The sequence below is a fragment of the Oryzihumus sp. genome, assembly GCF_036391795.1.
In the GTDB taxonomy this organism is placed as follows: Bacteria; Actinomycetota; Actinomycetes; order Actinomycetales; family Dermatophilaceae; genus Oryzihumus.
In genome coordinates, this window is the sequence record NZ_DASVZH010000221.1 from 20,677 (window position 1) to 31,600 (window position 10,924).

10 protein-coding genes are annotated in these 10,924 nt (G+C 72.3%); 3 read left to right on the top strand and 7 right to left on the bottom strand.

The features are described from left to right. Window positions 1–9: 9 nt before the first annotated feature. On the bottom strand, window positions 10–852 hold the full coding sequence (locus VF825_RS13715; RefSeq protein WP_331114216.1) for a purine-nucleoside phosphorylase: 843 nt from the start codon (window positions 850–852) through the stop codon (window positions 10–12). Window positions 853–965: 113 nt separating this feature from the next. Here VF825_RS13715 and VF825_RS13720 point away from each other — a divergent pair, with 113 nt between their 5' ends. Next, on the top strand, window positions 966–1,811 hold the full coding sequence (locus VF825_RS13720; RefSeq protein WP_331114218.1) for a polysaccharide deacetylase family protein: 846 nt from the start codon (window positions 966–968) through the stop codon (window positions 1,809–1,811). Window positions 1,812–1,861: 50 nt separating this feature from the next. After that, window positions 1,862–3,121 carry a hypothetical protein gene (locus tag VF825_RS13725; protein ID WP_331114220.1) on the top strand — a complete coding sequence of 420 codons (1,260 nt, stop codon included), beginning with the start codon at window positions 1,862–1,864 and terminating at the stop codon, window positions 3,119–3,121. Window positions 3,122–3,199: 78 nt separating this feature from the next. Here VF825_RS13725 and VF825_RS13730 read toward each other — a convergent pair whose 3' ends face one another. From VF825_RS13730 to VF825_RS13750, 5 genes are all read right to left on the bottom strand, one after another. Beyond that, entirely contained in the window at window positions 3,200–4,798 is a 1,599-nt protein-coding gene (locus tag VF825_RS13730) for an alpha/beta hydrolase (protein ID WP_331114222.1), read from the bottom strand. A 116-nt stretch (window positions 4,799–4,914) separates the two neighbouring features. Continuing rightward, complete coding sequence (locus tag VF825_RS13735; RefSeq protein WP_331114225.1) at window positions 4,915–5,991, bottom strand: ABC transporter ATP-binding protein; 1,077 nt, start codon at window positions 5,989–5,991, stop codon at window positions 4,915–4,917. Beyond that, a complete protein-coding gene (locus tag VF825_RS13740; RefSeq protein ID WP_331114227.1) occupies window positions 5,991–6,842 on the bottom strand; it encodes an ABC transporter permease in 852 nt (283 codons plus the stop codon). Before VF825_RS13740 ends, VF825_RS13735 begins: the two co-directional genes overlap by 1 nt. Continuing rightward, the gene (locus VF825_RS13745) at window positions 6,839–7,723 is read right to left on the bottom strand and encodes an ABC transporter permease (RefSeq protein WP_331114229.1); all 885 of its coding nucleotides are present in this window, start codon (window positions 7,721–7,723) and stop codon (window positions 6,839–6,841) included. Before VF825_RS13745 ends, VF825_RS13740 begins: the two co-directional genes overlap by 4 nt. Next, window positions 7,716–8,870 carry an ABC transporter substrate-binding protein gene (locus VF825_RS13750; RefSeq protein WP_414695856.1) on the bottom strand — a complete coding sequence of 385 codons (1,155 nt, stop codon included), beginning with the start codon at window positions 8,868–8,870 and terminating at the stop codon, window positions 7,716–7,718. Before VF825_RS13750 ends, VF825_RS13745 begins: the two co-directional genes overlap by 8 nt. Window positions 8,871–9,010: 140 nt before the next feature. Here VF825_RS13750 and VF825_RS13755 point away from each other — a divergent pair, with 140 nt between their 5' ends. After that, window positions 9,011–10,411 (top strand): NAD(P)H-quinone dehydrogenase, encoded by a 1,401-nt coding sequence (locus tag VF825_RS13755; RefSeq protein WP_331114233.1) that lies wholly within the window; start codon window positions 9,011–9,013, stop codon window positions 10,409–10,411. 51 nt (window positions 10,412–10,462) lie between these two features. Here the strand turns inward: VF825_RS13755 and VF825_RS13760 are convergent, their stop codons facing one another. Then, on the bottom strand, window positions 10,463–10,663 hold the full coding sequence (locus tag VF825_RS13760) for a hypothetical protein (RefSeq protein WP_331114236.1): 201 nt from the start codon (window positions 10,661–10,663) through the stop codon (window positions 10,463–10,465). Window positions 10,664–10,924: the final 261 nt, after the last annotated feature.

The following is a 10,924-nucleotide window of genomic DNA, read 5'->3' on the forward strand; positions in this document are numbered from 1 at the left end:
GGTGTCCCTTCAGATCTTGGCGACGACGGCGGCGAGGAGGCGGCCGCAGCGCTCGGCGGCGGCCTGGCCGGCCTCGAGCACCTCGGCGTGGTCCAGCGGCTGGTCGGAGATCCCGGCGGCGAGGTTGGTGACCAGGGAGATGCCGAGGACCTCCAGGCCGGCCTGCCGCGCGGCGATGGCCTCCAGGGTGGTGGACATGCCGACGAGGTCGCCGCCGATGACCTTGGCCATCTGCACCTCGGCGGGGGTCTCGTAGTGCGGGCCGCGGAACTGCACGTAGACGCCCTCGTCGAGGTCGGCGTCGACCTCGCGGGCCAGGTCGCGCAGGCGCGGGGAGTACAGGTCGGTCAGGTCGACGAAGTTCGCGCCCTCGATGGGGGAGTGGGCGGTCAGGTTGATGTGGTCGCGGATGAGGACCGGGGTGCCCGGCGCCCAGGCGGGGTTGAGCCCGCCGCAGCCATTGGTCAGCACGATCGTGTGGCAGCCGGCCGCTGCGGCGGTGCGCACCGCGTGCACGACCGAGCGCACGCCCTTGCCCTCGTAGAAGTGGGTGCGGGTGCCGTAGACCAGGGCCCGGCGGCCGGTGTCGCCGATGGCCACCGAGCGCATGACGCCGGAGTGGCCGGCCACCGCGGCCTTGGCGAAGCCCGGCACGTCGGCGTTGTCGATCGTCGTCAGGGTCTCGCCGATGAGGTCGCCGGTCTGGCCCCAGCCCGAGCCGAGCACCAGCGCCACGTCGTGCTGGGCCACGCCCGTCCGCCCGGCGATGACCGCCGCGGCAGCCCGGGCGACCTCGAACGGGTCGGCGGCGGGGTCGGACAGGTCGAGGGCGGGGGGTGCGGTCTCAGTCACGGGCGCAGCCTACCCAGCGGGGAGCGCCCCGACCTCCGCCCCGGCCTCCCCCTGTCAGGCACGCCCGACCGGCACGCAGGTTCCTCTGAGAATCGGCTGCGACACTGCCGCCCGTGACCGACGACCAGCAGCCGAGCCAGCCCCCGACCGGCCCGGACCGCCGCACCGCCCTGGTGTCCTTCGCGGCGGTTCTGGGCGCCGCCGCGTGCACCCCCGCCCAACAGGACCGCTCGTCCGCGCCGACCTCGGTGTCCCCCTCGACCAAGGCTGCCTCCCCGGCCAGCCCGTCCCCGACCGCGACGACGAGCGCGGCGAACGGGCCCGCCCCGCAGCCGGCCATCGCCCGGACCAGCGGACCCGACATCGTGCACGGACCGCGCACCCGGCAGGAGGTCGCGCTGACGTTCCACGGCGCCGGCGACCCGGGCATCGCCCGCCAGCTCCTGCAGGTGTTCAGGGCCCATCAGGCGCGTGTCACCGTCTTCGCTGTCGGACAGTGGCTGCAGGCCGAGCCGCACATGGCTGCCGAGGTCCTGGCAGGGGGCCACGAGCTCGGCAACCACACCTGGAGCCACCAGCAGATGAAGCAGCTCACGGCCGGCCAGGCCCGCACCGAGGCGGTGCGGGGCGCCGAAGCCCTGCGCGCGGCCACCGGCACGGCCGGCTGGTGGTTCCGCCCCTCCGGCACGCTGCACAGCACGGCGACGATCCGGGCCGCCGCCGAGGCCGCGGGGTACCACCGCTGCGTGTCGTACGACGTCGACCCCGAGGACTTCAGGGACCCGGGTGCCGACCTGGTCCGCTCGCGCACGCTGGCGGCGGTGCAGCCCGGCTCGATCGTCAGCCTGCACTTCGGCCACCAGGGCACGCTGACCGCGCTGCCGGCCATCCTCGACGGGCTCAAGGCCAAGGGCCTCGAGCCGGTCACCCTGTCGCGCCTCCTTCGTGACGGCGCCTGACCTCTGCCACGATGACCTCGACTCCACCCAGCCCTCGAAAGGGACGCTCAGTGCTGACCCCGCACCGCCCCGGCCACCGCACCCCGGCCGCGCTCGCCGTCACCGTCGCCGTGCTCCTGTCGGCCTGCGCCGGCACCGGCGGCTCCAGCGCGGCCACCACCCGGGCGACGTCCGCACCGGCCGGCGCCCCGTCCAGCAGCGCCAGGTCCAGCGCCCCCGCGTCGACGACCTCCGCGGCCGACGCGGTCTACGCCCACACCGCAGCCGGTGACGTCACGGGTGCCGCGAGGAGCGCGAAGCAGCTGGTCTACGTGCCCAACACGATCTCCAACACCGTGCAGGTGATCGACCCGACCACCTACCAGGTCATCGCGCGCTACCCGACCGGCGCCGAGCCGCAGCACGTCGTGCCCAGCTGGGACAAGAAGACCCTGTGGGTCAACGACGACCACGGCAACGACCTGATCCCGATCGACCCGACGACGGGCAGGCCGGGGCCTCGGGTGCCCGTCGACGACCCCTACAACCTCTACTTCACGCCCGACGGCAAGCACGCCCTGGTCATGGCCGAGCGGTTGCGCCGCATCGACGTGCGCGACCCCCACACGATGAAGCTGCAGCACTCGCTGCCGGTGCCGTGCCACGGCGTCAACCACGCCGACTTCTCCGCGGACGAGTCCTTCTTCGTCGCCAGCTGCGAGTTCAGCGGCAGGCTCCTGGTCGTGGACCGCAACGCCACCCGGATCATGAAGGTGATCGACCTCAACGCCGTCAAGACCCCCGGCGCCACGTCCCCGGCGATGGCCCACAGCATGGGTGGCGCCAAGGCCGGCCTCATGCCGGGTGCCTCCTCGATGCCGCAGGACGTGCGGCTGACGCCCGACGGCACGCGCTTCCTCGCCGCCGACATGCTCCGCAACGGCATCTGGGTGATCGACGCGAAGACCCTGAAGATCCAGCGGTTCATCCACCTGGCCACGGGCACCCACGGCATCTACCCCTCCCGCGACGCCTCGAAGCTCTACATCAGCAACCGGGACGCCGGCACGATCTCGGTGCTCGACGCCGCGACGCTGAAGGTCGTCGCCACCTGGGTCATCCCCGGCGGCGGCTCCCCGGACATGGGCGGGGTCAGTGCCGACGGCACCAAGCTGTGGCTCTCCGGGCGCTACCACGGCGTGGTCTACGTCTTCGACACCGCGACCGGCAAGGTCCTGCGCCGCATCCCCGTCGACGCCGGCCCCCACGGCCTGGCCGTCTGGCCGCAGCCGGGGCGCTACTCCCTGGGCCACACCGGCAACATGCGCTGACCCCTGCGCGGGACCCGCACACGGTGAGGGACCCCGGTATGCCGCGTGGGCGGCATACCGGGGTCCCTTCCTTTCGCGTCAGCGCGGGACGGCGAGCCGGGCCCGCATCGGGGGCCGGGTCGCGCCACCGGTCGAGGTGGGCGCCGAGGCCGATGACGGGACCGGCTGCGGCAGCGGCGCGCAGGTGGCGTCGGCCTGCGAGCCGGACGTGCGGTGCGGCAGCGTCCCGTCGCGCAGGTAGGCCGCGATCTTGCTGTCCAGGCACGTGTTGCCCGACAGCGAGAAGGCGTGGTTGGTCCCGCCGGGCAGCGCGATCAGCGACGCCTCCGGGAAGCGGCGGCGGACCTCGAGGCTGCCCGGGTACGGCGTGGCGGCGTCGAGCGTCTCGTCCACGAGCAGGATCGGCGGCACGTCACGCCCGTTGACGTGCACCGCATCATGGGCAGCGGCCGGCCAGACCCGGCACGGCTCGTTGAACCACGCGTTGCTCCAGGTCAGGAACGGTGCGTCCTTGGCCACCCGCGTGTTGTCGCGCTTCCAGACCGACCACTTCTGCGGCCAAGGCGCGTCGACGCACTGCACGCCGAGGTACATCGCGTAGCCGTTGTCGTCACCCACGGAGGCCGAGCCGTTGTAGGCGTCGACCAGCGTCTTGCTGTTCGGGGTGTGCACCCAGCCGCTGAACAGCGAGGCCAGGTTCGGCCACAAGAACTGCACGTAGCCGGCGCCGGTGAAGATGTCGGTCCACTCGGCCGCGCCGACGACCCCGCCGGCGGGGGTGGCCTGCAGCTTGTCCTTGGCGTCGTACCACTGCTGCTCGACCGCGTGCTCGGTGGTGCCGAGGTGGTAGGTCGCGTCGTACTTCGCGATCCAGCCGAAGAACTTCGTCAGCACGACCTCGAAGGCGTAGTCCTGGTCGAGGTTGTCCTGGTACCAGACCCCCCGCGGGTCGACGTTGGAGTCGAGCACGAAGCGGCGCACCTTGTCGGGGAAGAGCGTGGCGTAGACCTGGCCGAGGTAGGTGCCGTAGCTGAAGCCGTAGAAGTTGAGCTTGCGCGCGCCGAGGGCCGCGCGGATGCTGTCCATGTCCTTGGCCGAGTCGACCGTGGTCAGGTGCTCGAGCAGCGCGCCGCCTGCGCGACCGCACGCCGTGGCGTAGGCCGCGGCCCGGGCCAGCCAGGCGTTGACCGTCCCGTGCGACACCGGGTCGTACGGCGGACGCGGACCCGCGGCGTAGGTGGGGTCGCAGGACAGGGCGGGCCGGCTGGAGCCGACGCCGCGGGGGTCGAAGCCGATCCAGTCGTAGGCGTTGCCCGCGCCGCCGGGCACGAAGCTGCCCAGGATCGAGTAGATGAGGCCGGACCCGCCCGGGCCACCGGGGTTGACCAGCATGACGCCCTGGTACTGGCTGGCGGGGACGGTGTGCAGCACCCGCGAGACCGCGAGCCTGACCTTCGCGCCGCCGGGGTGGGCGTAGTCCATCGGCACCGTGACCGTGCCGCACTGCGCGTGTGCCTGCTGCAGGGTCGGGTCCGAACAGCTTCCCCAGGCCACCGACGTGGCCGCCGCGACGGTGCTCGTCCGCGTCCCCGGCGACGCCGCCGCCAGCCCGACCGGCGTCGCGGCCAGCGTCCCCGCGGCCACCGCGGCGGTGACCACGATGGTGAGTCGCTTCATGACGTTCTCCCCTCCGGCGGTCGTGCCTCGGCCGCCTCGTGCAGGTCTACGCCGCACGGTGGCCGGGTGGCTCCGCAGAAGGGACGACGGGCGCTACGCCGCCGTTCGGTGGAGTGTCAGTCCGCCACGGCGAGGGACGGGGTCTGCCGCGGGGTGAGGGTGACCCGGTCGCCGGGGGAGAAGCGGGCAACCGCGTCGTTGTCGACCTGGCACATCAGCTCCAGCCCGTCGTCGGTACGCGCGGTCACCCGGCCCCACGACCCCAGGAAGCTGGACGTCAGCACGGTCGCGCTGCCCTGTGGGTCGGCGGCGACGGTGAGGCTCTCCGGGCGCAGCAGGAGGGTGGCGGGGCCGGAGCCCGCCGAGCCGGGCAGCAGCGGCACGCTGGCGCCGAGCACCCGCGCGTGGCCGTCGGCGACGGTCGCCGGGACCCGGTTGGTCAGCCCCACGAAGTCCGCGACGAACGCCGACGCCGGGCGGGAGTAGAGCTCCTGCGGCGCGGCGAGCTGCTCGAGGTTGCCCTCCCGCATGACACCGACCCGGTCGGCGATCGCGAGCGCCTCCTCCTGGTCGTGGGTGACGAAGAGCGTGGTCGTGCCGACCTCGAGCTGGATCCGGCGGATCTCGTCGCGCAGCTGGACGCGGACCTTGGCGTCGAGGGCGGACAGCGGCTCGTCGAGCAGCAGCACCTGGGGCTCGATGGCCAGGGCGCGGGCCAGGGCCACGCGCTGCTGCTGACCGCCGGACATCTGGTGGGCGTAGCGGTCGGCCTGCTCGGAGAGCCCGACCAGGTCGAGCATCTGCCCGGCCCGCTCGCGGCGCTGCGTCGAGGAGCGGCCCCGCATCTGCAGGCCGAACTCGACGTTCTGCCGCGCCGTCATGTGCGGGAACAGGCTGTAGGCCTGAAAGACCATCCCCATGTCCCGCTTGTTGGTCGGCACCCGGGTCAGGTCCCGCCCGCCGACCTCGACCCGGCCGGAGTCGGCGTCCTCGAGCCCGGCGAGCACGCGCAGGGCGGTGGTCTTGCCGCAGCCCGAGGGGCCGAGCAGGGCGACCAGCTCGCCCGGCGCGATCTCCAGGGTGAGCCCGTCGAGGGCGTGGATGCTGCCGTAGAACCGCCGCAGCTCGGTGAGCCGGACCCCGACGCCCTTGACGGCAGAGTCGGCGGAGGTCGGCGTGGTGGTCGTGGACATCAGCTCTCCTTGGCGCGGCGGCGACCGCGGCGGGTGAAGGGGGACCGGGCCTCGCGGCGGGTGACGCCCACGAAGGACAGGGCGAAGAGCACGGCGAAGGCGAACACCAGGGCGGCCAGGGCCACCGCGACCGAGACCTGGGCGTCGCTCTTGCCCAGGAGGAAGATCGCGACCTGGAGGTTCACCCGGCTGTACAGGTTGGCGATGGTGAACTCGCCCAGCACGAGGGCCACCGCCAGGAACGACGCGGACAGCACCGCGGTGCGCAGGTTGGGCAGGATGATGCGGACCATGATCGTGAACCACGACGCCCCGAGCGAGCGCCCGGCCTCCGAGAGGGTCTTGACGTCGATGGCGCCCAGCCCGGCGTCCAGCGCGCGGTAGGCGTAGGGCAGCACGAGGACGACGTAGGCGAAGCAGAGCCAGATCGTGTCCTCGCTGAGCAGGTAGGTCACCCACGCGTAGACCGGCGTCAGGCCGACGACCAGGACGATCGCCGGGATGGTCAGCGGCAGCAGGCAGATGAACTCCACCGTGCGGCGCAGCTTCGGCAGCCGCAGCCGCACCCACGTCATGGTGGGGACCAGCAGCACCAGCATGATCACCACGGTGAGCACGGCCAGACCGGCTGAGGCGATCAGGCCTTCCTTGAGGTCGGGGTAGTTGGCGTCGATCGCGCCGAAGTCGGTCAGCTTGGCCCACGTGTCCAGGCTGCGCCCGGAGCCGCCGGCCCCGCGGGTGGTGAACTCCAGCATGCCGAAGAGCGGCAGGGCGAAGAAGGTGAGCACCAGCCCCACGACGACCCGACGGAAGATCGCCTGCTTGCGGCGTCGCGCCGCCTGCAGCCTCATCGGCCCAGCCACTTCGACGTGCGCCGCTCGAGCAGCGCGTAGAGCGTCATGACGACGGCGACGACCGCGACCATGGCCAGCGCCATCGCCTTGCCGATGTTCTCCTGGCCGAGGATGACCTCGGAGCTGAACGTCCCGGCGATGTTGAGCGGCAGGATCGGCGAGCCCTGCGAGACCAGCGCGGCGGCGGTGGCGTAGGCGCTGAAGGCGTTGGTGAACAGCAGCAGCGTCGCGCCGATGAAGGACGGCGCCAGGATCGGGCCGGCGACGCGGCGCCAGTAGTCCCAGGTGCCACCGCCCAGTGTCTCGGCGGCCTCGCGCCACTGCGGGCGCAGGCCCTCCACGGCGGGCAGGAAGACGATGAGCATCAGCGGGATCTGGAAGTAGGTGTAGACGAGCATCAGGCCCTTGTTCCACTCGAACAGCCAGGTGCTGTTGCCCAGGTTGATGCCGATCTTCTGCAGCTGGAGGGTGAGGAACCCCTGCAGGCCCACGGTGGCGATGAAGGCGAAGGCCAGCGTCACGCCGCCGAACTGGGCCAGCACCCCGCACAGGGAGGTGACCAGCCGGCGCAGGGTGCCGCCCTCGCGGGCGGTGGTCACGGCATACGCGAGCAGCCCGCCGACCACCGCGCCGACGACCGACGTCACCGCGGAGAGGATGACCGAGTGCTCCAGGGAGGAGACGATCGCCGGCTGCGACAGGGCCCGGACGTTGCTGGTGGTGAAGGTGTTGTTCGCGCCCAGGAACGCCCCGATGGCGACGACCAGCGTGGGGATGAGCAGGAAGATCGTGGTGTAGGCGAAGAACGGGAGCACGCCCATGAGGGCGCCCACCGGCATTCCGCCGGTGAGCGCCCCCGGGCGACGTCGATCAGCCAACGGCGTTGGCCCAGTTCGCGGCCAGGTAGTTCTTGGCCTTCGTCTCCTGCTCCGGCGTCAGGAACACCGGGGTGCCCTGCGTCGGCGGCAGCGCGGAGTGAGCGGCGGCGTCGATGGTGCCGGCCTTGGTCATCGCGTCCTCACGGACCGGCCGGGCACCGCCCTTGAGCCAGAGGTTCTGGCCCTGGTCGGAGTAGAGGAACTCCTGCCACAGGCGGGCCGCCGCCGGGTGCGGGGCGTCCTTGTTGATCGCCTGGACGTAGTAGCCGCCGACGACCGCGTTGGCCGGCACGACCGTCTTCCAGTCGAGCTTGCCCTTGAGCTTGGCGCCCTGGGCGACGTTGAGGTAGTCCCAGTCGATGACGACCGGCGTCTGCCCGGACTCGATGGTCGCCGGGGTCGGGTCGACCGGCAGGAAGTTGCCGGCGTCCTTGAGCTTCTTGAAGAAGTCGACGCCCTTGCTCACGTCGTCGGCGCTGCCGCCGTTGCCGAGGGAGGCCATGACCACGCCGCTGAACGCCGCTCCGGCCTTGGTCGGGTCACCGTTGAGCGCGACCTTGCCCTTGTAGGCCGGCTTGAGCAGGTCGGTCACCGACGCCGGGGCCGGGACCTTGCCGGCGTCGTAGCCGATGCTCATGTAGCCGCCGTAGTCGTTGACCCAGGTCCCGTTGGCGTCCTTGAGCTTGTCCGGCACGTCACCGAAGGTCGTCACCTTGTACGGCGCGAACATCGAGGTGTTGGCGCTCGCGACGGCGGCGCTGAGGTCGAAGACGTCGGGCGCCTTGGACTGGCCGCTGAGGTTCTTGGCGGCGGTGATCTCGTCGGCGCTGGAGGCGTCGGGCTGGGCGCTGTCGACCTTGATGCCGTACTTGGCGGTGAAGGCCTTGATGATCTCGCCGTAGTTGGCCCAGTCCGGCGGCAGCGCGATGACGTTGAGCGTGCCCTCCTTCTTGGCGGCGGCGACCAGGGCGTCCATCCCGCCCATGGCCTGGGCCGACGTGGCCGAGGCGGCCTTGTCGCCGGAGGCGGAGGAGCTGCCGGACTTCGCGGGCGGGGAGCAGGCCGCGATACCGACGGCCGCGAGGGCGGCCACCATCGCGACTCCGGGACGGGTAAAGGTCTTCACGTCAGCCTCCTGGGGTGACATCAGCCGGTCGGCACGAGGGGAGCCCCCGCGCCGTGGGGGACTGCACCGAACACTGACCACAACGGGTAAACGGATCATGACGCCTCTGCGTCGATCTGGCCACAGTCCGGAGGGCACACCCCGGATGGTTGGATAGCGGCGTGACTGAACGGAAGACGTCTGTTGTCGTGCTCGGTGGGGGTCCCGGCGGCTACGAGGCGGCCCTGGTGGCCGCCCACCTGGGGGCGTCGGTCACCGTCGTGGACCGCGACGGCCTCGGTGGTGCCGCGGTGCTGACCGACTGCGTCCCGTCCAAGACCCTGATCTCGGTCGGCGACTTCATGCAGCGGTTCGAGGCGGCCACCGACCTCGGGGTCGGCTTCGAGGCCGCCCACGCCGGCGAGGAGGCCACCGCCGACGCCTCGCGGGTCAACGCCCGCATCCTGGCGCTCGCGGCCGCCCAGTCCCACGACATCGAGCAGCGCCTCCTCTCCGAGGGGGTGCGCGTATGCCGTGGCGTCGGTCGCGTCCTCGCCCCCGGCCGGGTGCGCATCGAGGTGGAGTCTGGCGGCACCGAGGACGTCGACGCCGAGGTGGTCCTGGTCGCCACCGGTGCCACCCCGCGGGTGATGGACACCGCCCGCCCCGACGGCCGGCGGATCCTGACCTGGCAGCAGATCTACGCCCTCGAAGAGCTGCCCGAGCGCCTCGTCGTCGTCGGCTCCGGCGTGACCGGCGCCGAGCTGGCCCACGCCTACCTGGGTCTGGGCAGCGAGGTCACGCTGGTGTCCTCCCGTGACCGGGTGCTGCCCGGCGAGGACGCCGACGCCGCCGAGGTGATCGAGAACGTCTTCCGTCGCCGTGGCATGACCGTGCTCAACCGCTCCCGGATGGCCTCGGTCGTGCGGGCCGGCGACGGGGTCGCCGTGACCCTGGAGGACGGGCGCACCGTCGAGGGCTCCCACTGCCTCCTTGCGGTCGGCTCCGTGCCGCAGACCGCCGGCCTGGGGCTGGAGGAGGCCGGGGTCGAGCTGACCGGCTCGGGCCACATCAAGGTCGACCGGGTCTCGCGCACCTCGGCCCGGGGCATCTACGCCGCCGGTGACTGCACCGGGGTCCTGCCGCTGGCCTCGGTCGCGGCGATGCAGGGCCGGATCGCCATGGCCCACGCGCTCGGCGACGCCGTGACCCCGCTCAACCTGCGCGGGGTCAGTGCCAACATCTTCACCGACCCCGAGATCGCGACGGTCGGCTACTCCCAGACGGACATCGACGAGGGCAAGGTCGACGCCCACACGGTGATGCTGCCGCTGGCGACCAACCCGCGGGCCAAGATGCAGAACGTGCACGACGGGTTCGTCAAGCTCTTCGCCCGCAAGGGCATCGGCACCGTGGTCGGCGGCGTCGTGGTGGCCCCGCGGGCCTCCGAGCTGATCTACCCGGTCACCCTGGCCGTGCAGCACCGGCTCACCGTCGACCAGCTGGCGGGCACCTTCACGGTCTACCCGTCGATGTCGGGCTCGATCGCCGAGGCGGCTCGCCGCCTGCACACCATCGACTGACCCGGGTCGCGGGTCCGATGGCGGGCTCGGCGGGGCTCAGGAGCACCCGCCTCAGGCGTCGCGCTGGGGGTGCTCCTGCTGCGCCTGGCGCTCCTCCTCGGCCCAGCGTGCACGCCGGCGCTCCGAGGTCGCCCGACGCAGCCGGTTGACCACCGGCACCAGCACCGCGAGCACGACGACCAAGATGATCAGGTTCGTGACGTTGAAGCCCGTCGTCGTGGCGTGGCCGGCGGTCGCGAGGTGGGGCAGCATGTGCGGCAGTCTAGGCAGCAGCCGACCCGCTGCCGAGGGGTCCACCGGGTCCGTGGCCCGGTAGTGTCCGAACTGTTGCCGGCCAGCACGGGAGGCGAGCCCATGAGCCAGCCAGACGGCATACCGCAGCGGCCCACCGGGTCCGAGCCGCCGATCGAGCCGGAGCCGCCCCCGCCGCCGGAGCGCCCCGTGCCCGTCCCGCAGCCGGAGCCGCTGCCGGGGCAGGAGCCGCCGCAGCAGCCGACCCCGGCCGACCCCGAC

Bases quoted from the DNA above. Each gene is read 5' to 3' on its own strand.
- VF825_RS13760 (WP_331114236.1), bottom strand. From the start codon at position 10,663: ATGCTGCCCCACCTCGCGACCGCCGGCCACGCCACGACGACGGGCTTC.
- VF825_RS13740 (WP_331114227.1), bottom strand. From the start codon at position 6,842: ATGAGGCTGCAGGCGGCGCGACGCCGCAAGCAGGCGATCTTCCGTCGG.
- VF825_RS13730 (WP_331114222.1), bottom strand. From the start codon at position 4,798: ATGAAGCGACTCACCATCGTGGTCACCGCCGCGGTGGCCGCGGGGACG.
- VF825_RS13735 (WP_331114225.1), bottom strand. From the start codon at position 5,991: ATGTCCACGACCACCACGCCGACCTCCGCCGACTCTGCCGTCAAGGGC.
- VF825_RS13750 (WP_414695856.1), bottom strand. From the start codon at position 8,870: ATGTCACCCCAGGAGGCTGACGTGAAGACCTTTACCCGTCCCGGAGTC.